Source organism: Micromonospora sp. NPDC047187 (assembly GCF_040643355.1).
GTDB lineage: Bacteria > Actinomycetota > Actinomycetes > Mycobacteriales > Micromonosporaceae > Micromonospora > Micromonospora salmantinae.
The window spans coordinates 139,902-163,023 of sequence record NZ_JBEYUF010000007.1; the positions used below are offsets into that span (position 1 = coordinate 139,902).

Sequence of the window (23,122 nt, forward strand, 5' to 3'; positions counted from 1 at the left end):
GCCCGGCTGCGGTCGCGGGTACGGTGCCTGCGATCGGAGAGCAAGGGCCACCCAGGGTCCGTCCGTGCGCCGGACTGGGGACGGTCGGCCACTGGGGAGGCGGCGTCATGGGGTACGAAGAAGCGGGCCGGGACCGGTCGGCCGAACCCTCGTCGGGGGTGCCGGCCGCTGTCCTGGACAACGTCTTCGACGATCCCACCCACGGTGAGCCCGGCCGGGATCGGATCGGCGTACACCTGGGGTGGGAGCTGCTGCTGCTGGCCGGGCTGGCCGCCGTGAGCTGGCTGCTCTGGCGGGAGGATCCGGCCGCGGTGCGCGACGGCAACCTGCGCACGCTGCTGATCGACGCGGTCGGGCTGGGGTTGCTCGCCCTGGCCGCCGGGCTGAGCCTGCGGACGGCCGCGCCGAACCTGGCAGTCGGCCCGATCGCGGTAGCGGCAGCCCTGCACTACGCCGAGCAGGGTGACCGGGGCCTGCCGGCGTCCCTCGGCCCGGCTGTGGCGGTCGCCGCGGTGGGGGGACTGGCGCTGGCGCTGGCCGTGGTGGTGCTGCACGTGCCGGGCTGGGCCGCCAGCCTGGCCGGCGCCGCCGCCGTGGTGGTGTACATCGAACGTCGATCGGCGCCCGTGCTGGTGCAGGGCGACTACGACCCCACCGGCAGCGCCGGTTACCTCTTCGCCGGCTTCGCCGCGGTGGCCGTCCTGGGTGGGCTGTTCGGCGCGATCCGGGCGATCCGCCGGCTCGTCGGCCGGTACCGACCGATCGCCGACCCGGCCCGTCGGCGGGGCGCGGTGGCCGCCGTGGTGACCGCCGTCGCGTTGGTCGTCTCCACGGTGTTGGCCGCTCTGGCCGGCATCCTGCTCGCCGCCAACGACGCCGGGCCGGTGGCGCCCACCTCGGGGCTGGACTGGACGGTGCTGGCCATCGGCGTGGCAGTGCTCGCCGGCACCAGCGCGTACGGCCGCCGGGGCGGTGTGTTCGGCACGCTGTTGGCGGTCGGCCTGGTCACGGTCTTTCAGGTGTACGCGCCGGAGCGCGGCTGGACGCTGAGCAACTGGGTGGTCGGCGGGGCGGCGCTCGGCGTCGGCCTGCTGGCCACCCGGCTGGTCGAGACGCTCGGGCGGCCCCGAGCGGGCAGCCCTGAGCGGGTCGAGCCGGTCGGCGACGGCACGATCAGCTCGGGCTGGACCACGCCGCAGCCGCAGTCCGTCGACAACTGGCCTCCCACGCTGCCGACGCAGGCCGCGCCGCAACCGATCGACCCGTGGCGGGATCCGCGGTGGGAGGACAGCCCGCGACGGTGGGACACCGACGAGCGGTGAGCCGCGTCGCGTCCGCCGAGCCGGAGCTGATCTCGACCGTTAGGCTCGGCGACATGACCGACTCACCTGCCGCCACCCCGGGCGGAACCTCGTTCGAGGAGCTTGACGCGCTGTCCACCGAGGAGCTGCGGGAGCGGGCGTTCGCCCGGGCCCGGGAGCGTCGGGACGTGGGCTTCTTCTGGTCGGTGCTGCGCCACCTGCCGAACGCGGACGAGGCCACGGTGCTGGATGGCGCCCCGAACTCGATCGGCCCGACGATCGACGAGGCCAACGCGCTGTGGCGGGAGCTGACCGGTCACGGCTACGAGGAGTCGGCGCCGCTGCTGCGGGCCGCATTCATCGACTACCTGATGAAGCACTGAGCCGCTCGGGGCAGCCCAGGTCCGTCCGAGCCACCGGTTCGGGGCCTGGGCGGATCGCGTCGCTCATCCACCGTTCCGGCCCGGTCAGCCGCTACGGCACGGCCGCCGGCACCGGCGCGCTCGCCGTGTTGCTGTTGGTCGGGATCTGCGGCAGTCCGGCGTACACCGGCTGGGCCGTCACGCTGACCGACCCGGAGTCGGGCGGGGCGTTCTACGCGCGCCTGCTCGCCTGGCCAGCCTGGCGGCTCGACGCGGACGGGCAGGCCGGCGGGTTGTTCGCCGCCGACCTGCGAGCCGTGCTGCTGGTGGTCCTCGCGGTGGCGCTGCTCTACCTGTTGCCCGCCGCTCAGGTCGCCCGGGTGCCCGGCCCGGTCAGCCAGTTCTTCTCCGGCTGGGCCGCGTACGTGCTGGCTGGCGGGCTGGCCGCCGTGTTGGCGGCGCTGCTCGGCCCGGCACCGTCACTGCTGGGGGCCCTGCAGGACGCCAGCACCGGTGCCGGTTACGGCTTCCTCACCGGGTGGATCATCGGCATCGCCAGCCTCGGCGGTCGCGCCTGACCCGGCCGGGCGCGACGGTCGTACCTGCCCCGGCCAGGGGGTCAGCTGGTCGGGCGGCCGAGGTCGAGGAGGCGCTGTCGGCTGAGCGCGCCCACCGGCCGGCCGGCGTCGGTCACGAGGAGCCGGTCCCGGCCCGAGGTGAGCAGGACCGCCAACGCGTCGTACGCCGAGCCGTCGACAGCGACGGTGGGCAGGTCCGGTGCGGCGTCCTCGGGCACCGGCTCCAGCGCCTCCCGGTCGAGCGGGGTGACCGCCAACCGGCGGATGCCCCGGTCGGCGCCGACGAACTCGCGTACGAACGCAGTGGCGGGTGCGCCGAGCAGTGCGGCTGGAGTGTCGTACTGCTCCAGGTGCCCGCCCTCGGAGAGGACCGCGATCCGGTCACCGAGCCGAACGGCCTCGTCGAGGTCGTGGGTGACCAGCACGATCGTCTTGCGCACCTCGGCCTGGAGGCGCAGGAACTCCTCCTGCAGGCGGGCCCGGACGATCGGGTCGACGGCCGAGAACGGCTCGTCCATCAACAGCACCACCGGGTCGGCGGCGAGCGCGCGAGCCACCCCGACCCGCTGCCGCTGGCCACCCGACAGCTCGTGCGGGTAGCGCCCGCCGAACTCCGCCGGGTCCAGCCCGACCAGGTCGAGCAGCTCGTCGACCCGGGCCCGGGTCTGGCCCTTGGGCCAGCGGAGCAGGCCCGGCACGGTGGCCACGTTGGCTCGCACGGTCTGGTGTGGAAAGAGACCGACGTTCTGGATCACGTATCCGATTCGACGGCGCAGTCGCACCGGGTCGACGTTCGTGACGTCCTCGTCGCCGAGCGTGATGCGACCGGCGGTCGGTTCGATCAGGCGATTGATCATCCGCAGCACCGTCGACTTGCCGCAGCCGGACGGGCCGATCAGCACCACCAGCTCGCCGGCCCGGACCTCCAGGCTGAGGTCCCGGACAGCTTCGGTGCCGTTCGGGTAGCGCTTCTGGATGCCCTCCAGGAAGATCGACGCCGCGCGAGGGGACTGGGCCACGCTGGCAGCCTCCGGGGTAACGTCCACGTATGTCCTTCCGCCTGAGCTACCGGGCCGACCCGGGTAACCCCTGGTTCTCCTGGCAGTACGTGCGGGACAACTCTGACACGATCCTCGCCGCGGTGCGCGAACACGCCTCCCTCACCGGCCGAGCGGTGTTGATAGCGGTGCTGATCGCCCTGCCGTTGTCAGTGCTGGCGTACTGGGTCCGTCCGCTCGCCGGTCCGATCCTCGCTGTCAGCGGGGTGGTCTACACCATCCCGTCGTTGGCGCTCTTCGCGTTCATCGCCCCCTACCTGGGCACCGGGGCGACCACGGTGCTGGTCGGGCTGGTCCTCTACGCGCTGCTGCTGATCGTGCGCAACGTGGTGGCCGGTCTCAATCAGGTGCCTCCGGAGGTTCGCGAGGCCGCCGAGGGCATGGGTTACGGCCGCTGGAGGCGGCTGTTCCGGATCGACCTGCCGCTGGCGCTGCCGGGCATCGTCACCGGCGTACGGCTGGCGACCGTCTCGACTGTGGCGTTGGTCACGGTCGGGGTGCTGGTCGGGCACGGCGGGCTCGGGCAGTTGATCTTCGCGGGCTTCCAGAACAACCTCTACAAGGCCGAGATCATGACGGCCGCCCTGCTCTGCGTGGCGCTCGCTGTCGTGCTCGACCTGTTGCTCATCCTGGTCGCCCGACTGGTGACTCCCTGGTCCACCCGGAGGGCACGGTGACCGTCGCGGAAAACCCGATCGGGCAGGCCATCACCTGGATCAACGACCCACTGAACTGGACCAACCCCGGCGGCATGCTGGACCGACTCGGCGAGCACCTGACGATCTCCGCCCTGGCGGTGGCGCTCGGCTGCCTGGTGGCCTGGCCGCTCGGGCTCTGGTTGGGGCACCTCGGTCGAGGTGGCGGCCTCGTGGTGCTGATCTCCAACGCGACCCTGGCCATCCCCACCCTGGCGCTGCTGACCATCCTCCCGGTCGTCTTCGCCAGCGGCTTCGGGAAGACACCGGTCGTGGTGGCACTGGCTGTCTTCGCCGTGCCGCCGCTGCTGGCCAACGCGTACACCGGGGTGCGGCAGGTGGACCCGGAGGCCCGCGACGCGGCCCGGGGGATGGGTCTGTCCGGCGGGCAGCTGCTGCGCCGGGTGGAGCTGCCGCTCGCGGTGCCCTACCTGGCGGCCGGCTTCCGCACCGCGGCGGTCCAGGTGATCGCGACCGCGGCGCTGGCCTCCTTCGTCAACGGCGGCGGCCTGGGCCAGATCATCCGGACCGGCTTCGGTATCGGTATCGCGGCCGGCGGCGGGCAGATCGTCGCCGGCGGTGTGCTGGTGGCCGGGCTCGCGTTGCTGGCCGAGGTGGTCCTCGGCGGCGTCGAACGGCTGGTCACCCCCAAGCCGCTGCGGCGCGGGCGGCAGCGCCTCGGGCGGCCCCGGGCCGCCGACGCCACCGGGAGCGCCTGACCCGTCCGGATGAGAGCGCGGCGAGCTGACGACCCACGCCCGTCAAATCGGTGACGATGGGGTGACGAAGTCCATCCCAAGTTGTCGGTCGGTTCCGGAGCATGTTGGGTGGACATTCGCGGGCGGCCGACAGTCAGGATCGCCCGTCGGACACGCGGCCGGCCCGGAACGGGCCGCGCCGGGACACGGAAGGCGGGCACATGCGCGCACGTACACGTCTGGCGATCGGGGCGGTCAGCGCTGTCGCCGGGGCAGCACTCCTCACCGGCTGCGGTGACGCCGGCTCGTCCGGCACCGACGCACCCCAGACGAGCGCCTCCGGCGCCGGGTGCGCCCCGGTTGCCGGCCAGCAGCTCATCGCTCTGCAGGACGACAAGAAGCTCCAGAATTCCGACAACGTCATTCCCGCTGTCAACAGCAAGGCGGCGAATCCGCAGCTGATCGCCGCACTGGACAAGGTCTCCGCCGCGCTCGACACCCCGAAGCTGATCCAGCTCAACAAGGCCGTCAACGAGGACCGCAAGACCCCCAAGGTGGCGGCCGAGGAGTTCGCCAGCGCGAACAACCTCACCGCGGGCATCGCCAAGGGGCCGGGCGGTGACATCACCGTGGGTGCTGGCAACTTCGCCGAGAGTCAGATCCTGGGCGAGCTGTACCGGATCGCGCTCACCGCCGCCGGCTACCAGGTCAAGGTGCAGCAGATCGGCAACCGGGAGCTCTACGCGCCGGCCCTGGAGAAGGGCGAGATCCAGGTCGTCCCGGAGTACGCGGCGACCATGGCCGAGTTCCTCAACACCAAGGCCAACGGCCAGAACGCCCAGCCGATCTCCTCGCCGGACGTCAACACGACGGTGACCGCGCTGAAGGCCGAGGGCGACAAGGCCGGCCTCACCTTCGGCACCCCGGCCGCCGCGCAGGACCAGAACGCCTTCGCGGTGACCCAGGCATTCGCCGACAAGTACGGCGTGCGGACCCTCTCCGAGCTGGCCGCGAAGTGCTCCGGTAGCGCGACAGTGCTGGGTGGCCCGCCGGAGTGCGAGCAGCGTCCGTTCTGCAAGCCGGGCCTGGAGAAGACCTACGGGCTGTCGGTCGGCAAGTTCTCCTCCCTGGACCAGGGCGGGCCGCTGACCAAGAGCGGGCTGCGCGACGGCTCGATCAGCGTGGGTCTGATCTTCTCCTCGGATGGCGCCTTCGCCACCAGCTGAGCCCTTTCCGCACGTGCTGAGGACGCCCCCGCCCCCGACCGGGCGGGGGCGTCCGCACGTCCCGGGGACCCCGTTCCCTCCGGTGGATATCGTGGGTAGGCTGCACATCCATGCCAGCCCCGGCCACCTCTGACGCCCGGCGTCAACCACTGCTGCTGACCATGCTCTTCTGGGCGGGCGTCGCTCTCGCGCCGGTGGCGGCGCTGATCCTGTTGGTGGCCGACGGCAATGGCCCGCTGCGTTTCGCCGCGGTGCTCGCCATCCTCGCGGTGGTGCTGATCGGCCTCTCCATCGCGTTGCGGCCCGACGGCGAGGGCGCCTCGGCGCGGACCGACGAATTGCTGGACGAGATCGAGGAACTGCGTCGGGAGCTGCGCGGCGAGATCGTGGCCGCCGCCCAGCGCGGTAACCAGGCCCTCGACCAGGCGCAACGGGCCCACGAGGGGATCGCCGCGGTGCGCCGCCGTCTCGACGCCAGCGGTGCCGCCCTCGCCGGTGCCGCCCCCACTGTCGAGCCGGCGGGCGCCGGACGGGCGCGGGTGGCTGCCGTCGAGCCGCCGGTGGACGACACGCCGGTGGCCCGTAACCGTGGCGACGCGCCGGCCGGCCGAGCCCGGGTGTCCGGCCCCGACGACGCGCCCCGGTGGGGGCGCCCCGAGCACGCGGACGACGACGAGCCGGCGTACGCCCGGGAGGCCCCCGAGCCGCCGGCCGCCGCCGGGATGTACGGCGGGGAACGGCCGGCCGCCACCGCGTACGGCTCGGCCCGTCCCCGGGAGCACGACCGCCCCGAGGCCGCGCACCGGCCGGGTGGCGTGGTCCGACACACCGAGACCGTGCACGTCACCACCCGGCACACGGTGGTGGACGGTGGCCCGGCCGAGCCGGCCGGGCGCTACGGCGGCGGGTACGCCGGTCAGTGGACCGCACCCGCGCAGGAGTGGACCCGCGGCGACGCCGATCAGCCCCCGCGGCCGTCCGGCCGGGCGAGGAGCGAGCCGGAGCAGCACCCCAGGGCCGGGTACGGCGACGAGCCGGGCTGGACGGGCCGCCGCGACGAACCGGAGTGGACCGATCGGCGTGACGCCTACGCCCAGCCCGACGAGCCCGCCCCGGCGGCCCGGTCACACCGCACCCCGGAGAGACCGGCGGCGGAATCCTGGGACAGCCCTGACGACCGGGGCTGGTCGGAGCAGCGCGACCGGACGGGGGCCGCCGCACCGCAGCCCGGGCCGCCGCTGCGGGCCGACGACACCGGCGAGTACTGGTCGCAGTTGCGGGCCGGTGACCGGTGGGCCGCCGTCCGCGACGACGAGAACGGTCGCGAGTTGCGGGTCGGCGAACGTCGGGCCGAGGTGCACGCCGACGCCACCGGCACCGAGTACCGGGTGGCCGACCGCTGGGCCGCCGTCCGTCACGAGGAGCCGCGCCGTGACGAGGACGCCGCCCGCTACGAGGAACCGCGCCGTCACGAGGAACCGCGCCGTCACGAGGAACCGCGCCGCCACGAGGACGCCGGCCGCTACGAGGAGCCGCGCCGCCACGAGGCCGCCGGCCGGTATGAAGAACCCCGCCGCCACGACGGTGGTCGACGGGTCGAGCCGGGAAGGCCCGCGCTGCCGGTGGGCGGTGTGCCGGTGCCGGACGAGTGGCGCCCACCGCGCCAACGCGGCCACCAGGCGGAACCCGCGCCGGAACGGACCGGCCGGCGGCGGGTCGACGAGCGCTACGGCTACCCGCCGCAGGACGACGTGCCGCGTGCCGGCGGCGCGCCACCCACCGACCGCTGGCGGTGACCGGTCAGGCGGCTCGGGTCACTTGTCGATGTCGCCGACCACGAAGAACATCGAACCGAGGATCGCGATCAGATCCGGGACCAGGCAGCCGGGGAGCAGGGTGGCCAACGCCTGCACGTTCGCGTACGAGGCGGTGCGCAGCTTTAACCGCCACGGCGTCTTCTCGCCCCGCGACACCAGGTAGTAGCCGTTGATGCCGAGCGGGTTCTCCGTCCAGGCGTACGTGTGCCCCTCCGGCGCCTTGAGCACCTTCGGCAGCCGGGTGTTGATCGGCCCGGTCAGCCGGTCCACCCGGTCGAGGCACTGCTCGGCGAGGTCCAGTGACGCGTACACCTGGTCGAGCAGCACCTCGAAACGGGCGTGGCAGTCGCCGGCGGTCTTGGTGACCACCGGCACGTCCAGCTCGTCGTAGGCCAGGTAGGGGTCGTCGCGGCGCAGGTCCAGGTCGAGCCCGGACGCGCGGGCCACCGGGCCGGACGCGCCGAACGCGGCGGCGTCCGCGGCGGACAGCACACCCACGCCGACGGTACGGGCCAGGAAGATCTCGTTACGCCGGATCAGGTGGTCCAGGTCTGGCAACCGGCGGCGTACCTCGCCGATCGCCGCGCGGGCCCGTCCGGTCCACCCGTACGGCACCTCTTCCTTGAGGCCACCCACCCGGTTGAACATGTAGTGGATCCGACCGCCGGAGACCTCCTCCATCACCGCCTGGATGGTCTCGCGTTCCCGGAAGGCGTAGAAGATCGGCGTGATCGCCCCGATCTCCAACGGGTACGAGCCGAGGAACATCAGGTGGTTCAGCACCCGGTTCAGCTCCGCGAGGGCCATCCGCAGCCAGGTGGCCCGCTCCGGCACCTCCATGCCCATCAGGCGTTCCACAGCGAGCACCACACCCAGCTCGTTGGAGAACGCCGAGAGCCAGTCGTGCCGGTTGGCCAGCACGATGATCTGCCGGTAGTCACGCACCTCGAAGAGCTTCTCCGCGCCCCGGTGCATGTAACCGACGATCGGTTCACAGGCGACCACCCGCTCGCCGTCGAGCACCAGCTTCAATCGCAGCACACCATGGGTGGAGGGGTGCTGCGGGCCGATGTTCAGCACCATGTCGGTGCCGAGCTGCTGATCACCGGTGCCGGCGATCAGCCCGGCCCCGGTGCCGACGGTCAGTTCACGGAGGTCCCCGGCGTCGGTGGTCATGCCCGTCATCGTGCCACGGCCGGCCCGAGCGGGATGCCGACCGGCTGGCGCAACCACCAGTGCCCGCCGAGCCCGGCCGGGTCGGTCAGTTCGGCCACCGCCGACGCGGCGGCCAGCGCCCGCACGTAGCCGACCGGGTCGGTGCCGGCCAGGCTGAGCGGTGGTCGCCCGCCGTCGGCCCCGAGCGCCCGCAGCGCCTCCCGCTGCAAGACCAGGGAGTACGCGCACCGGGCGACCGCCGCACCAGCGGAGGCCACCGAATCCATTGCCACGTGCGCGGTGACATCACTCGACCCGTCCGGCACCGGAGGTACCTGCCGCCCACCCCGGTACCCGGTCAACGTTCCGTTCACCGGCCTGCTCTCCCGCAGGTGCCCGTAGTCGACTGCCACTGCCAGCCCTCGGCTGATCTTCCTCACCGCGTCGGCCCAGGCTTCGTCCCTGGTCCGGCCGATCTCGGCTCGTCTGTGGTTGCTGTGGGGGGTTTCGGGGCCGGGCCACCAGGTGGTGAGCCAGTCGAGATCATCGGGGCTGACCAGTTCGCCAACTGATTCGGCACCGCTCTTGGGATCGACGAGCAGGTATCGCCAGCCGTCCTCGGTGTGTGCTGCGACGTCCAGCGGGACGTTGTCCAACCATTCGGTGGCGAGTAGCACTCCGGTGATCCTGTCGGGGATCTCGGCTGTCCAGTTGATCTCCTCGGGCAGGTTCTCGGGGCGGTCCGCGTACTCGACGGCTGTGAAGCGGATCCGTTCCGCCAGCGACGTACGGGGGGCGACCGACGACGGCTCGTCGGGCGACCGACGGACGGAGGCCGTGGGAGTCAGGGTTTCCGGGGAGCCCGCCCGCGCAGGGATCAAGCCTGACCGCCCGGAGCGGGTGGGCTCCCCGGAAACCCCCACCGCAACCCCGACGGCGGGTGCGGAAGCGACGAGCCCCAGCAGGCTTTGCAGCAGTTCCCCACGCCCAGCCCCCACGTCGACCACGTGAAGTCGCGAGGGGTGGCCGAGGGCGGCGTCCACCTCAGTGACGAGGCGCAGCAGGGCGGTGGCGAAGGCCGGGGACGCGTGCACGCTGGTGCGGAAGTGGTCGGCCGGCCCGGTGTCGGCGACGAAGAAGCCGCCCGGCCCGTAGAGGGCCCGGCTCATCGCGTCTCGCCAGGCGATCGACATCAGGTCACTCCAGGTCCAGGGTGCGGCATGCGGTGATCAGGTGATGAAAAGTAGGTCAGAAACGATCCGGGTGCCTATTTTTCATCACTTGATCAAGCTGGTCGCGGGAACGCGCTGGTGGGGGCGCTTCTGCGGTGGTCGGGGACGGTGGCGGAGGGCACTTCCGGGGGTGGTGAAGGTTTTCACACATGCTTGTCCGGGTTCGGTAGGCCGGGCGCATACTTGCGATCGACCGGTACCCCTTCTCGAGGACTGGATCGTCGTCATGAGCGCACCGTTGCGCCCGCGTCCGGCCGGCCCAACCGGGCCCGTCGTCTCGCGGGATAGCGCCGTTCCCGGCGCCCGCGCCACCTCCCGTCTGCTCACCGTCGGTGTCGTTGGCGCCGGTCGGGTCGGCGCCGTGCTGGGCGCCGCGCTCGCCGCCGCCGGGCACCGGGTGGTTGCCGTCTCCGGCAGCTCCGGAGCCAGCCGCGCCCGCCTCGCCCTGCTGTTGCCCGAGGTGCCTCGCCGCCCGGTCACCGCCGTGGCCCACGCCGCCGCCGACCTGCTGCTGATCGCGGTGCCGGACGACAAACTGGCCGGTGTGGTGACCGACCTCGCGGAGCGGGGTGCGCTGCACCCGGGCCAGATCGTCGCGCACACCTCGGGAGCGCACGGCCTGGCCGTGCTGGGGCCGGCCGTCGCGGCCGGCGCCCGGCCGCTCGCCCTGCACCCCGCGATGACCTTCACCGGTACGCCGGACGACCTGGCCCGGCTGGACGGCATCTCGTACGGGGTGACCGCCCCGGCGGAGTTGCGTCCGCTGGCTGCCCGCCTGGTCGCCGACCTCGGTGGCGTGCCCGAGTGGGTGGCCGAGTCGGATCGTCCGCTCTACCACGCCGCGTTGGCCCACGGCGCGAACCACCTGGTGACTCTGGTCAACGAGGCGACCGACCGGTTGCGGGACGCCGGGGTGTCCCGGCCGGAGAAGGTGCTCGCCCCGCTGCTGCGGGCCGCCCTGGAGAACGCGCTGCGGCTCGGCGACGACGCGTTGACCGGCCCGGTCTCCCGCGGCGACGCGGGCACCGTGCAGCGGCACCTGGCCCGGTTGACGGCCACCGCACCGGAGTCCGTTCCCGCATACCTGGCGTTGGCCCGTCGTACCGCCGACCGGGCGATCGCCGCCGGCCGGCTGCGGCCGGTGGACGCACAGTCGCTGCTCGGCGTGTTGGCCGACAGCGGTCGGGAGGTGGCGGCATGACCCAGGTGGTGCATACGCGCGCCGAGTTGGCCGAGGCCCGGGCCGGGCTGAAGGGCACCGTCGGGGTGGTGATGACCATGGGCGCGCTGCACTCCGGGCACGAGACGTTGCTGCGCGCGGCCCGGGAACAGGCCGACCACGTGCTGGTTACGGTCTTCGTGAACCCGTTGCAGTTCGGGCCGAACGAGGACTTCGACCGCTACCCGCGCACCCTCGACGCCGACCTGGAGGTGTGCCGGCGGGCGGGCGCCGATATGGTCTTCGTCCCGTCGGTGGCGGACATGTACCCGGACGGTCAGCCCCGCGTACGCCTCGATCCGGGCCCGCTCGGCGCCGAGCTGGAGGGGGCCAGCCGCCCCGGCTTCTTCCACGGCGTGCTCACTGTGGTGCTGAAGCTGCTCCAGCTCACCCGGCCGGACCTGGCATTCTTCGGCGAGAAGGACTACCAGCAGCTCACCCTGGTCCGGCGGATGACCCGCGACCTGGACGTGCCGGTCGAGGTGGTCGGCGTGCCGACCGTTCGGGAGCCGGACGGGCTGGCGCTCTCCAGCCGCAACCGTTACCTGAGCGAGCCGGAGCGGGCCGCCGCGCTGAGTCTGTCCGCCGCGCTGCGGGCCGGCGCGCAAGCCGCCGACGACGGCCTGGACGCGGGGGCGGTGCTGACCGCCGCGCACGCCGCGTTCGGCGCCGGTACGCCCGGTGCCCGCCTCGACTACCTGGTGCTCACCGATCCCGAGTTGGAACCGGGGCCGGTGACCGGGCCGGCCCGGCTGGTGATCGCCGCCTGGGTGGGCGCCACCCGGTTGATCGACAACGCGGCGATCCGCCTTGCCCCGCGTCCCTGACCCGGCCGTACCACCCTCCACCGATACCGCGAAAGGCCACTCCGATGTTGCGGACCATGCTCAAGTCGAAGATCCACCGAGCCACTGTGACCCAGGCCGACCTGCACTACGTCGGTTCGGTGACTGTGGACGAGGATCTGCTCGACGCCGCCGACCTGCTCCCCGGCGAGCAGGTGGCGATCGTGGACATCACCAATGGCGCCCGGCTGGAGACGTACGTGATCCCGGGCGAGCGGGGCAGCGGCGTGATCGGCATCAACGGTGCCGCCGCGCACCTGGTGCACCCCGGCGACCTGGTCATCCTGATCTCGTACGGGCAGATGGACGATGCCGAGGCCCGGTCCTACCGGCCACGGGTCGTGCACGTCGACGCCGACAACCGCGTGATCGAGTTGGGTACCGATCCGGCTGCGGTGGCGCCTGGGACGGCCGGTAGCCCGGTGCCCAGCCCGTTGGCCGTGTCCGGAGTCTGATCCCGCGTACCGCGATTCCGGTCTGTCACCAGAAGGTCATTTCCGGTTACCCTGGGCACGCTGGCGGAAGCCGGTCGGTGGCTGGGGGAGGCCGCGATGCGCCGTGCCATGACGACCCTGTTCGCCGCTGCCGTGACGGCCGTGCTGCTGGTGGGCTGTGCCGGGTCCGGCGGCCTGGACGGTGATCTGACCGACGACTGGGCGGCGTTGCCGGCACCGTCGGCGTTCACCCCGGCCGCCGGTGTGTGTCACACCGCCGACTTCACCGATCTGGTCAGCCTGGCCAGCTATGAGCCGGTGGACTGCGCCGGGCCGCACCGCCTGGAGACCGTGCACGTCGGGGCGTTCCCGGCCGAGCGGACGGCCGCTCCGGCGGGTGGTTCGGCCGAGTTGCGGGGTGCGTTCGCCGAGTGCGACACCCGGGCGACCGGCTACGTGGGTGACGACTGGCGGTCCGGCCGGCTGCGGCTGTCAGTGGCGCTGCCCAACGGGCCGGGGTGGGCGGCGGGTTCCCGGTGGTTCCGCTGCGACCTCACAGAGCTGACCACTGTCGAGGCGGCAGCCACGGTGGTGGTCCGGTCGGGCAGTCTGCGGGACGCGTTGAAGGGCCCCACCGGGCTGCGCCTCGGTTGCCAGCAGACCCGCGGTGGCGCCGGCCGGGGTGTGCAGACGCTGACCCCGGTGGAGTGCGGCACACAGCACGACGCCGAGTTCGTCGGGGTGTGGCGCGCACCGGACCTGGCGTACCCGACCCGGGACGCCGACTGGCTGCCGCTCTACACGGGTTGTCGTAGCGTCCTGGCCCGGTACGCGGGCGTACCGGACGACACCAAGCTGCGCTTCCGCAGCGGTGTGGTGGTCCGCCCGCCGGGGGCGGGGCGCTGGAAGGTCGGTGATCGCGGCGTCCGCTGCTACCTGTGGCTCAGCGACCGTACGGTTGCCGCCTCGCTGAAGGGCGCGGGCCCGGCTGGTCTGCCGGTCCGGACGAAGTGACCACGGCCTGACGGTCGGCGCGGCGTGGCGCGCGCCGGACGGGGTCGCCCAAAACACTCGTCCCGCCCCCGCAGCCCCGGGCGAGGATGGTTCGGGTTGACTGGGGGGATGGACCTCCCGACCGTCGACCTGCCTGCCCTACCCGCGCTGCTGGCCGCGCCCGCGCCCGGCTGGGTGGAGACCACCGACGTGATCGTGGTGGGTTCCGGCGTGGCCGGGTTGACCGCAGCGCTGCACCTGCGTGAGGCCGGTCTGCACGTCACTGTGGTCACCAAGGTCAACATTGACGACGGCTCGACCCGGTGGGCGCAGGGCGGCATCGCCGCCGTGCTCGACCCGGCCGACACCCCGGCGGCGCATGCCCGGGACACCGAGGTCGCCGGGGTCGGGCTGTGCGACCCGGCGGCGGTCCGGGTGCTGGTCGAGGAGGGTCCGACCCGGCTCCGTGAGCTGATGCGGATCGGCGCCGAGTTCGATCGGCACCCGGACGGCTCGCTGATGCTGACCCGTGAGGGCGGGCACCGGGCGGACCGGATCGTGCACGCCGGCGGCGACGCCACCGGCGCGGAGGTGCAGCGGGCCCTGCACGCCGCTGTGCAGCGCGACCCGTGGATCCGGCTGGTCGAGCACGCCCTCGTGCTGGATCTCCTGCGCGCGCCCGGCGACGGTCCGGACGGGCTCGGCCCGGCCTGCGGGATCACCCTGCACGTGTTGGGTGAGGGCAGCGAGGACGGCGTCGGCGCGCTGCTGGCCCGTGCCGTGGTGCTCGCCACCGGCGGCATGGGGCAGATCTTCTCGGCCACCACCAACCCGGCGGTCTCCACCGGGGACGGGGTGGCGCTGGCGCTGCGGGCCGGCGCGGCCGTGACCGACGTGGAGTTCGTCCAGTTCCACCCGACTGCCCTGATCACCCCGTCCGGCGCGGGGGTGCCCGGGGCGGGGCACGCGCAGCAGCCGCTGGTCTCGGAGGCGTTGCGCGGCGAGGGCGCGTACCTGGTGGACGCGGACGGCAAGAGGTTCATGGTGGGCCAGCACGAGTTGGCTGAGCTGGCACCCCGGGACGTGGTGGCCAAGGGCATCCACCGGGTGCTGCTGGCCACCGGCGCGGACCACGTCTTCCTCGACGCGCGGCACCTGGGCGGCGACTTCCTGGCCGGCCGGTTCCCCACCATCGTGGCGTCCTGCCTGGCGATCGGCGTGGACCCGGCGACCGATCTGATCCCGGTGGCGCCGGCCGCCCACTACGCCTCCGGCGGGGTCCGCACCGATCTGCGCGGCCGTACCTCCATCCCCGGCCTGTACGCCTGCGGCGAGGTCGCCTGCACCGGCGTGCACGGCGCGAACCGGCTGGCCAGCAACTCGCTGCTGGAGGGTCTGGTCTTCTCCCGGCGGATCGCCGAGGACATCGCGGCCGGCCTGCCCGAGCAGGCCCAGCCGGCGGAGACCGGTGCCTGGCGTGGCGGGACGGGCTGGGTGCTGCCCGCGGAGGTGACACCGACCCTGCAACGGGCGATGACCCGGGGGGCCGGGGTGCTCCGATTCGCGGCGACGCTGGCCGGAACGGCCGGGACGTTGACCGAGCTGGGCGTTGCCCGGGGCCGGCCGAGGACCGCCGACTGGGAGGCGACGAACCTGCTCACCGTGGCGTCGACGCTGGTTGCCGCCGCGTACGCCCGTGGTGAGACCCGGGGCTGCCACTGGCGGGAGGACTTCCCGACGGCCGACGAACGGTGGCTGGGCCATCTGGTCGGGGCGGTCGGGGCGCAGGGCCGGGTGACGCAACAGTGGGAGGGGACATCGTCATGACGGAGTCGACGGAGACGGCGTTGCGGGCGGCCGGGTTGGATCCGGCGCACGTACGGCAGGTGATCGAGGGCGCGCTGGTCGAGGATCTGGGCCCGGATTTCCTGGACGTCACGAGCGTGGCCACCATTCCGGCGGAACAGACCGACACCGCCGACCTGGTGGCCCGCGCGGACGGGGTGTTGGCCGGGATGGCGGTGGCCGCCGCCGTGTTCGAGCTGGTGGGCGAGGTGACTGGCTTCGGTCGTACCGTCGAGGTGTCGGTGCTGGCCCGCGACGGTGAGCGGGTGGCCCGCGGCGACGTGCTGGCGACGGTGACCGGCCCGACCCGGCTGCTGCTGACGGCCGAGCGGACGGCACTCAACCTGCTCTGCCGGATGTCCGGGGTGGCCACCCATACCCGAGCCTGGGCGGACGCGCTGGCCGGCTCGAAGGCGATGGTGCTGGACACCCGCAAGACGACGCCGGGCCTGCGGGCGCTGGAGAAGTACGCGGTGCGGGCCGGCGGTGGCACCAACAAGCGGATGGGCCTCTACGACGTGGCCATGATCAAGGACAACCACAAGCTGGCGGCCGGGGGGATCACTGCTGCCTACCGGCGGGTCCGGGAGGCGTTCCCGGAGGTGCCGGTGCAGGTCGAGGTGACCACCGTCGACGAGGCGGTGGAGGCGGTGGAGGCCGGTGCGGACTTCCTGCTCTGCGACAACATGACGCCGGAGGTGCTGGCCGGGGCGGTGGCCGCGGTGGGTGACCGGGCGGAGTTGGAGGCGACCGGCGGGCTGACCCTGGAGGTGGCCGGCCGGTACGCGGCCACCGGCGTGGACTTCCTCTCGGTGGGCGCGCTGACGCACTCGTCGCCGATCCTGGACATCGCGCTGGACCTGCGCACCGACTAGTTGTCTAGGCTGCGTGCGTGCTGCTCTGCATCGACATCGGAAACACCAACACCGTGCTGGCGACCTTCGACGGCGACAAGCTGGTGCACTCCTGGCGGATCAAGACCGATGCCCGCTCGACGGCGGACGAGCTGGGCCTGATGTTCCGGGGTCTGCTCGCCGGGGACAACGTCGAGATCACCGGTGTGGCCGCCTGCTCCACGGTGCCGGCCGCGCTGCGGTCGCTGCGCACCATGCTCAGTCGTTACTACGCCGACCTGCCGAGCGTCGTGGTCGAGCCGGGCGTGCGGACCGGGGTGCAGTTGGCGATCGACAACCCGAAGGAGGTCGGCGCCGACCGGGTGGTGAACACCCTGGCCGCGTACACCCTCTACGGCGGCCCGTCGATCGTGGTGGACTTCGGCACCACCACCAACTTCGACGTGATCAGCGAGCGCGGTGAGTTCCTCGGTGGCGCGTTCGCCCCGGGCATCGAGATCTCCTTCGACGCGCTGGCCGCCCGGGCCGCGCAGCTGCGCAAGGTCGAGGCCACCAAGCCCCGCTCGGTGATCGGCAAGAACACGGTGGAGTGCCTCCAGGCCGGCCTGTACTTCGGCTTCGCCGGGCAGGTGGACCGGATCGTCGAGCGGATGACCGAGGAGTTGGGCGAGGTGCGGGCGGTGATCGCCACCGGCGGCCTCGCCTCCCTGGTGATCAACGAGTGTCGCAGCATCACCCACCACGAGCCGATGATCACGCTGATCGGTCTGCGGATGGTCTACGACCGCAACCTGTGACCCCGGCCGCCGTCGGGGCGGCCTTCGTGCGGGCGTCAGCGCCGTCGGGCGCGCAGCACCAGCGTCCGGTACGGCAGTTCGATGGTGTCTCGGCCAGCCAGGGCAGGGTGGGTGTTCAGGAGTGCTGTCAGTTCGCGCTCGACCCGCCGCTGATCGTCGGTGGAGGCGGTGAGCCAGTACGAGCGGGTGCGGACCATGCCGAGCACCTCGTCCGGCGTGAGCGTGGTGCGGTGCGTGAACTCGCGCTTCTCGACGGCGTCGAACGCGGGGCCGAAGTCGGGGCGCTCGCCGAAGACCTGGCTGGTCGACTTGTCCCCGAAGTGGGCGATGCGACCCAGCTCGGTCACCCAGTCGACGCTGCCGTCCCGGATGTTCCAGATGGGGGCGAAGGTGCCGCCGGGGCGGAGCACCCGGGCGATCTCGGCGTGCGCGGGCTCCCGGTCGAACCAGTGGTACGCCGTCCCGACCAGCACCGTGTCCACCGCCGAGTCGGGCAGCGGCATGGCCTCGGCGCTGCCCGCCAGGGCCGTCGTGCCCGGGGTGCTGGCGGCGAGCTGCGCCCGCATCCCCGGATCGGGCTCGACCGGTACGACAGTGTGACCCAGTGCCAGCACAGCGCGGGTCAGGATGCCGGTGCCCGCCGCGAGGTCGACCACCCGGGCTTCGCTCAGCCCGTCGAGTGCCCAACGGACCGCAGCCTCGGGATAACGTGGCCGAAACCGGTCGTAATCACTCGCGGCGGCACCGAACGACAGGGCGTGAGTGTGATCGGCCATGACGGGCAGGTTATCCCGTAACGACCTCCGGACCGCTTGAGTACGCTCGGGCCTGACCCCCTGTATCTCCGTGACGAGGAAGCGTGCCGTGACCGAGCAGAACCCCGTGCCAGTGGACCCCGCCGATGACCTTCCCGAGCAGATGAAGGTCCGCCGGGAGAAGCGGGACCGGATGCTCGCCGAGGGCGTCGAGCCCTACCCGGTCGGCTTTCCCCGCACCACCACCCTGGCGCAGGTCCGGGCGGCCTACGCCGACCTGCCGACCGACACCGCGACCGGCGACCAGGTAGCGGTCACCGGCCGGGTGATCTTCGTACGCAACACGGGCAAGCTCTGCTTCGCCACCCTCCGGGACGGTGACGGCACCGAGTTGCAGGCGATGCTCTCCCTGGACCGGGTCGGGCCGGAGCGGCTGGAGGCGTGGAAGCGCCTCGTCGACCTCGGCGACCACGTCGGCGTGACCGGTGAGGTGATCACCAGCCGCCGGGGTGAGCTGTCGGTGTTGGCCCAGCAGTGGGAGATGACCGCCAAGGCGCTACGGCCATTGCCGGTGGCCCACAAGCCCCTCTCCGAGGAGGCACGCGTCCGGCAGCGTTACGTCGACCTGATTGTACGGCCGCAGGCACGGGAGATGGTGCGCACCCGGGCCGCCGCGGTACGCAGTCTGCGCGATTCACTGCACGGGCAGGGCTTCATCGAGGTGGAAACGCCGATGTTGCAACTGCTGCATGGCGGCGCGGCGGCCCGACCGTTCGTGACCCACAGCAATGCGTTGAACACCGATCTGTATCTGCGAATCGCTCCGGAACTGTTTCTCAAGCGCGCTGTGGTCGGCGGCGTCGACCGCGTCTTCGAGATCAACCGCAACTTCCGTAATGAGGGTGTCGACTCTTCGCACTCGCCGGAGTTCGCGATGCTGGAGACGTACCAGGCGTACGGCGACTACGACACGATGGCCGAGATGACCCGCAATCTCGTGCAACAGGCGGCGATCGCGGTGAGCGGCTCGACGGTGGTGACCCACGCCGACGGGCGCGAGTTCGACCTGGGCGGCGAGTGGCGGTCCGTGACGTTGTTCGGTGTGCTTTCCGAGGCGCTGGGCGAAGAGGTCACCGTCCGCACCGAACGCTCCCGCCTGGTGGAGTACGCGGACAAGGTGGGATTGGCCGTGGACCCGAAGTGGGGCCCGGGCAAGCTGGCCGAGGAGTTGTTCGAGGAACTGGTCGTTCCCGGCCTGCAGGCGCCCACCTTCGTACGGGACTACCCGGAGGAGACGAGCCCGCTCACCCGGGCGCACCGCAGCGAGCCGGGGCTGGCCGAGAAGTGGGACCTCTACGTGCTCGGCTTCGAGCTGGGCACCGCGTACTCCGAGCTTGTCGACCCGATCGTGCAGCGGGAACGGCTGGTCGCCCAGGCGCAGTTGGCCGCCCGTGGCGACGACGAGGCGATGCGTCTCGACGAGGACTTTCTTCGGGCGATGGAGTATGGAATGCCGCCGGCCGGCGGTATGGGAATGGGAATCGACCGGCTCTTGATGGCCCTGACCGGCCTCGGAATTCGGGAAACGATCCTCTTCCCGTTGGTCCGCCAGGAGTAGTCCCGTCCGGGCGTACGCCGAGCCGTAACCGGGTCCTATTGACGCGACGAGCGGCGCGCGGGTTATTGTGCTCTCGTTAGCAGGAGCACCCTGCTCGAAAGGAATGTGGGACGTGGCCAAGCAGATCATTCACAAGCTGGTCGATGACCTGGACGGCGGGGACGCGGACGAGACCGTCAAGTTCGCCCTCGACGGCGTTCAGTACGAGATCGACCTGTCGAGCGCCAACGCCGCGAAATTGCGCGATGCATTTGCGTCGTACGTGGGCGCCGGCACCAAGGTTGGCCGGGGCGGTGTCGTGATCGGTGGGCGGGCTGCCCGCGGTCGGGGTGGCGCGACCGCCGATCGGGAACAGAACAAGGCGATCCGGGAGTGGGCCAAGAAGGCCGGCAAGGACATCTCGGACCGGGGTCGTATCCCGCAGGAGATCGTGGACGAGTTCCACGCGAAGCGCTGATCCGTCAGCAGCCTGGTGGTCAGCCGCCACCGCAGGCGACACCGACGCCGGGCCGGAGGAGTTCTCCGGGCCGGCGTCGCCATATCCGGGTGGCGTCGCCGTGCCCGTTCATGGCCGGGAAGCATTCCGGGCCGACCGACGTTGTCCACAACCAGTGGAACAGCTATCCACAGCCTGTGGACAACCTTCCCCAGGGGCCGGGCGCGGCACTCGTCGCGACCGCCGGTCCGCCGTCCGGGGCTTCCCGGAGCGCTCCCGGACCCCGGATCGGGCTTCCGTCGAGCCAGTCGGATTTCGCTCTGCGCGTAGCGACAGGGCTACCGGAACACCTCCTGAGCGCGGACGGTTGTTCAAAACGACGTGGAACCGACCCAGAGCAGAGACACACGACCTCAGCTGAGTCGGTCAACGACGATAGAGTAAGGAGGCACGGACGCCCGTCCTGGACGTTCGTGCACCGGCCCCGCCAAGATCTTGACCATCAAGGCGCACGGCACGTGAGGAGCACGAGGGCATGTTCGAGCGGTTCACCGACCGAGCGCGACGGGTTGTCGTCCTGGCCCAAGAAGAGGCCCGGATGCTCAACCACAACTACATCGGTACGGAACACATCCTGCTGGGCCTGATCCACGAAGGTGAAGGCGTCGCGGCAAAGGCCCTGGAGAGCCTCGGCATCTCCCTGGAGGGCGTCCGCCAGCAGGTCGAGGAGATCATCGGCCAGGGCCAGCAGGCGCCGAGCGGGCACATCCCGTTCACGCCGCGGGCCAAGAAGGTGCTGGAGCTGTCGCTGCGCGAGGCGCTGCAGCTCGGCCACAACTACATCGGCACGGAGCACATCCTGCTCGGGCTGATCCGTGAGGGCGAGGGCGTCGCCGCCCAGGTGCTGGTCAAGCTCGGCGCCGACCTCAACCGGGTCCGCCAGCAGGTGATCCAGCTGCTCTCCGGCTACCAGGGCAAGGAGCCTGCCGCGGCGGGCGCCGCGCCGGGTGAGGCCGCGCCGTCGACCAGCCTGGTGCTGGACCAGTTCGGCCGCAACCTGACTCAGGCCGCCCGCGAGGGCAAGCTCGACCCGGTCATCGGGCGCGAGAAGGAAATCGAGCGGGTCATGCAGGTGCTCTCCCGCCGTACCAAGAACAACCCGGTCCTGATCGGTGAGCCCGGCGTCGGCAAGACCGCCGTGGTGGAGGGCCTGTCCCAGAAGATCATCAAGGGCGAGGTGCCCGAGACCCTCAAGGACAAGCAGCTCTACACGCTCGACCTGGGCGCGCTCGTCGCCGGTTCCCGCTACCGCGGCGACTTCGAGGAGCGCCTCAAGAAGGTGCTCAAGGAGATCCGCACCCGCGGCGACATCATCCTGTTCATCGACGAGATCCACACCCTGGTGGGTGCGGGTGCCGCCGAGGGCGCGATCGACGCCGCGAGCATCCTCAAGCCGATGCTGGCCCGTGGTGAGCTGCAGACCATCGGTGCCACCACGCTCGACGAGTACCGCAAGCACCTGGAGAAGGACGCCGCTCTCGAGCGCCGCTTCCAGCCGATCCAGGTGGGTGAGCCGTCGCTGGCCCACACCATCGAGATCCTCAAGGGCCTGCGGGACCGCTACGAGGCTCACCACCGCGTCTCGATCACGGATGCCGCTCTCGTGGCTGCCGCGACCCTGGCCGACCGGTACATCTCCGACCGCTTCCTCCCGGACAAGGCGATCGACCTGATCGACGAGGCCGGTGCCCGGATGCGGATCCGTCGGATGACCGCGCCGCCAGACCTGCGTGACTTCGACGAGCGCATCGCCCAGGTGCGTCGCGACAAGGAGTCCGCGATCGACGCGCAGGACTTCGAGCGCGCCGCCCAGCTGCGCGACAAGGAGAAGCAGCTCCTCGGCCAGAAGGCTCAGCGGGAGAAGGAGTGGAAGGCCGGTGACCTGGACGTCGTCAGCGAGGTTGACGACGAGCAGATCGCCGAGGTGCTCGGCAACTGGACCGGCATCCCGGTCTACAAGCTGACCGAGGAGGAGACCTCGCGCCTGCTGCGCATGGAGGACGAGCTGCACAAGCGCGTCATCGGCCAGGAGGACGCGGTCAAGGCGGTCTCGAAGGCGATCCGGCGTACCCGGGCCGGCCTGAAGGACCCGAAGCGCCCGTCGGGCTCGTTCATCTTCGCCGGGCCGTCCGGTGTCGGTAAGACCGAGCTGTCCAAGGCGCTCGCCGAGTTCCTCTTCGGCAGCGAGGACTCCCTCATCCAGCTGGACATGTCGGAGTTCCACGACCGTTACACGGTCTCCCGGCTCGTGGGTGCCCCTCCCGGCTACGTCGGCTACGACGAGGGTGGGCAGCTGACCGAGAAGGTGCGGCGTCGGCCGTTCTCGGTGGTCCTCTTCGACGAGATCGAGAAGGCCCACCCGGACGTGTTCAACACGCTCCTGCAGATCCTCGAAGACGGTCGGCTCACCGACGGTCAGGGTCGGATCGTGGACTTCAAGAACACGGTCATCATCCTGACCACCAACCTGGGCACCCGTGACGTCGCCAAGGCGGTGTCGCTGGGCTTCCAGCAGTCGGAGGACTCCGAGTCCAACTACGACCGGATGAAGCAGAAGGTCAACGACGAGCTCAAGCAGCACTTCCGGCCTGAGTTCCTCAACCGGATCGACGACACCATCGTCTTCCACCAGCTGCGCCAGACCGAGATCCTCTCGATCGTGGACATCATGATCCAGCGGATCGAGGGCCAGCTGCGGAACAAGGACATGGGTCTGGAGCTGACCGACAACGCCAAGAAGTACCTGGCCGCGAAGGGCTTCGATCCGGTGCTCGGTGCCCGTCCGCTTCGTCGCACGATCCAGCGCGACATCGAGGACAACCTCTCCGAGCGGATCCTGTTCAACGAGCTGACCCCGGGTCAGATCGTCGTGGTGGACTGCGAGGGCGACCCGGACGACATCGACAAGTCCAAGCTCGTTTTCCGGGGCTCGGACAAGCCGGTCGAAGTTCCGGACGCCGTCCCGGCCGATCTCGGTGGCACTGCCGCTGGCACCGCCGCCGCAGGCGTGGACGAGTAACACAACCAGCAAGGGGCGGGGGGGCGGGGGGGGGCGCCCCCCCCGCGCCCCCGCCCGGGGGGGCGGGGGGGGGGGGGGGGGGGGGGGGGGGGGGGGGGGGGGGGCCCCCCCCGTGCTGGCGGACG

General features: G+C 71.7%; 21 protein-coding genes. 17 read left to right on the top strand and 4 right to left on the bottom strand.

Translation table 11 applies throughout. The features are described 5' to 3' along the window. Positions 1-107 precede the first annotated feature (107 nt). The 3 genes from ABZ794_RS14765 to ABZ794_RS14775 all read left to right on the top strand — a co-directional run bounded on the left by ABZ794_RS14765 (position 108) and on the right by ABZ794_RS14775 (position 2,241). The gene (locus ABZ794_RS14765) at positions 108-1,322 is read left to right on the top strand and encodes an ABC transporter permease (RefSeq protein ID WP_357515876.1); all 1,215 of its coding nucleotides are present in this window, start codon (positions 108-110) and stop codon (positions 1,320-1,322) included. A 53-nt stretch (positions 1,323-1,375) separates the two neighbouring features. Then, the gene (locus tag ABZ794_RS14770) at positions 1,376-1,684 is read left to right on the top strand and encodes a hypothetical protein (protein ID WP_357515878.1); all 309 of its coding nucleotides are present in this window, start codon (positions 1,376-1,378) and stop codon (positions 1,682-1,684) included. Between the two features lie 125 nt (positions 1,685-1,809). Continuing rightward, on the top strand, positions 1,810-2,241 hold the full coding sequence (locus tag ABZ794_RS14775; protein ID WP_307850426.1) for a hypothetical protein: 432 nt from the start codon (positions 1,810-1,812) through the stop codon (positions 2,239-2,241). A gap of 41 nt (positions 2,242-2,282) precedes the next feature. Here the strand turns inward: ABZ794_RS14775 and ABZ794_RS14780 are convergent, their stop codons facing one another. After that, a complete protein-coding gene (locus tag ABZ794_RS14780; RefSeq protein WP_357515880.1) occupies positions 2,283-3,287 on the bottom strand; it encodes an ATP-binding cassette domain-containing protein in 1,005 nt (334 codons plus the stop codon). Positions 3,288-3,289: 2 nt separating this feature from the next. Between ABZ794_RS14780 and ABZ794_RS14785 the strand changes: the two genes are divergently transcribed. The 4 genes from ABZ794_RS14785 to ABZ794_RS14800 all read left to right on the top strand — a co-directional run bounded on the left by ABZ794_RS14785 (position 3,290) and on the right by ABZ794_RS14800 (position 7,714). Then, positions 3,290-3,976 carry an ABC transporter permease gene (locus ABZ794_RS14785; protein WP_091403225.1) on the top strand — a complete coding sequence of 229 codons (687 nt, stop codon included), beginning with the start codon at positions 3,290-3,292 and terminating at the stop codon, positions 3,974-3,976. Next, on the top strand, positions 3,973-4,713 hold the full coding sequence (locus tag ABZ794_RS14790) for an ABC transporter permease (protein WP_210780819.1): 741 nt from the start codon (positions 3,973-3,975) through the stop codon (positions 4,711-4,713). Before ABZ794_RS14785 ends, ABZ794_RS14790 begins: the two co-directional genes overlap by 4 nt. Before the next feature lie 200 nt (positions 4,714-4,913). Further along, positions 4,914-5,918: a glycine betaine ABC transporter substrate-binding protein gene (locus ABZ794_RS14795; protein ID WP_210780820.1), complete on the top strand. Its 1,005-nt coding sequence runs from the start codon at positions 4,914-4,916 to the stop codon at positions 5,916-5,918. 110 nt (positions 5,919-6,028) lie between these two features. Next, entirely contained in the window at positions 6,029-7,714 is a 1,686-nt protein-coding gene (locus ABZ794_RS14800; protein WP_357515883.1) for a hypothetical protein, read from the top strand. An 18-nt stretch (positions 7,715-7,732) separates the two neighbouring features. Here the strand turns inward: ABZ794_RS14800 and ABZ794_RS14805 are convergent, their stop codons facing one another. Both ABZ794_RS14805 and ABZ794_RS14810 read right to left on the bottom strand, forming a co-directional pair. Beyond that, positions 7,733-8,920: an NADH-quinone oxidoreductase subunit D gene (locus tag ABZ794_RS14805; RefSeq protein WP_181539454.1), complete on the bottom strand. Its 1,188-nt coding sequence runs from the start codon at positions 8,918-8,920 to the stop codon at positions 7,733-7,735. After that, positions 8,917-10,083, bottom strand: a complete 1,167-nt coding sequence (locus ABZ794_RS14810) for an SAM-dependent methyltransferase (protein ID WP_357515885.1) — start codon at positions 10,081-10,083, stop codon at positions 8,917-8,919. The genes ABZ794_RS14805 and ABZ794_RS14810 overlap by 4 nt, the downstream gene beginning before the upstream one ends. Before the next feature lie 265 nt (positions 10,084-10,348). Between ABZ794_RS14810 and ABZ794_RS14815 the strand changes: the two genes are divergently transcribed. From ABZ794_RS14815 to ABZ794_RS14845, 7 genes are all read left to right on the top strand, one after another. Beyond that, positions 10,349-11,323 carry a Rossmann-like and DUF2520 domain-containing protein gene (locus ABZ794_RS14815; protein ID WP_357515887.1) on the top strand — a complete coding sequence of 325 codons (975 nt, stop codon included), beginning with the start codon at positions 10,349-10,351 and terminating at the stop codon, positions 11,321-11,323. Next, on the top strand, positions 11,320-12,168 hold the full coding sequence (panC, locus tag ABZ794_RS14820; protein ID WP_357515889.1) for a pantoate--beta-alanine ligase: 849 nt from the start codon (positions 11,320-11,322) through the stop codon (positions 12,166-12,168). Before ABZ794_RS14815 ends, panC begins: the two co-directional genes overlap by 4 nt. Positions 12,169-12,212: 44 nt before the next feature. Continuing rightward, on the top strand, positions 12,213-12,641 hold the full coding sequence (gene panD, locus ABZ794_RS14825; protein WP_238690432.1) for an aspartate 1-decarboxylase: 429 nt from the start codon (positions 12,213-12,215) through the stop codon (positions 12,639-12,641). Between the two features lie 96 nt (positions 12,642-12,737). Next, positions 12,738-13,634, top strand: a complete 897-nt coding sequence (locus tag ABZ794_RS14830) for a septum formation family protein (RefSeq protein ID WP_238690433.1) — start codon at positions 12,738-12,740, stop codon at positions 13,632-13,634. A gap of 108 nt (positions 13,635-13,742) precedes the next feature. Further along, positions 13,743-15,440 (top strand): L-aspartate oxidase, encoded by a 1,698-nt coding sequence (locus ABZ794_RS14835; protein WP_357515893.1) that lies wholly within the window; start codon positions 13,743-13,745, stop codon positions 15,438-15,440. After that, positions 15,437-16,333 carry a carboxylating nicotinate-nucleotide diphosphorylase gene (nadC, locus tag ABZ794_RS14840; RefSeq protein ID WP_238690434.1) on the top strand — a complete coding sequence of 299 codons (897 nt, stop codon included), beginning with the start codon at positions 15,437-15,439 and terminating at the stop codon, positions 16,331-16,333. The genes ABZ794_RS14835 and nadC overlap by 4 nt, the downstream gene beginning before the upstream one ends. 17 nt (positions 16,334-16,350) lie before the next feature. After that, positions 16,351-17,109, top strand: coding sequence for a type III pantothenate kinase (locus tag ABZ794_RS14845; protein WP_091403191.1), 759 nt, complete (start codon positions 16,351-16,353; stop codon positions 17,107-17,109). A 35-nt stretch (positions 17,110-17,144) separates the two neighbouring features. On the opposite strand, the gene ABZ794_RS14850 is transcribed toward ABZ794_RS14845, so the two are convergent. After that, the gene (locus ABZ794_RS14850) at positions 17,145-17,885 is read right to left on the bottom strand and encodes a class I SAM-dependent methyltransferase (RefSeq protein WP_357515895.1); all 741 of its coding nucleotides are present in this window, start codon (positions 17,883-17,885) and stop codon (positions 17,145-17,147) included. 88 nt (positions 17,886-17,973) lie between these two features. On the opposite strand from ABZ794_RS14850, the gene lysS reads away from it, so the two are divergent. The 3 genes from lysS (at position 17,974) to ABZ794_RS14865 (ending at position 22,997) form a co-directional block, all read left to right on the top strand. Beyond that, complete coding sequence (lysS, locus tag ABZ794_RS14855; RefSeq protein WP_210780829.1) at positions 17,974-19,482, top strand: lysine--tRNA ligase; 1,509 nt, start codon at positions 17,974-17,976, stop codon at positions 19,480-19,482. Between the two features lie 112 nt (positions 19,483-19,594). Continuing rightward, positions 19,595-19,939 (top strand): Lsr2 family protein, encoded by a 345-nt coding sequence (locus ABZ794_RS14860; protein ID WP_036392792.1) that lies wholly within the window; start codon positions 19,595-19,597, stop codon positions 19,937-19,939. Positions 19,940-20,453: 514 nt separating this feature from the next. Further along, a complete protein-coding gene (locus ABZ794_RS14865; protein ID WP_203125971.1) occupies positions 20,454-22,997 on the top strand; it encodes an ATP-dependent Clp protease ATP-binding subunit in 2,544 nt (847 codons plus the stop codon). Positions 22,998-23,122 lie beyond the last annotated feature (125 nt).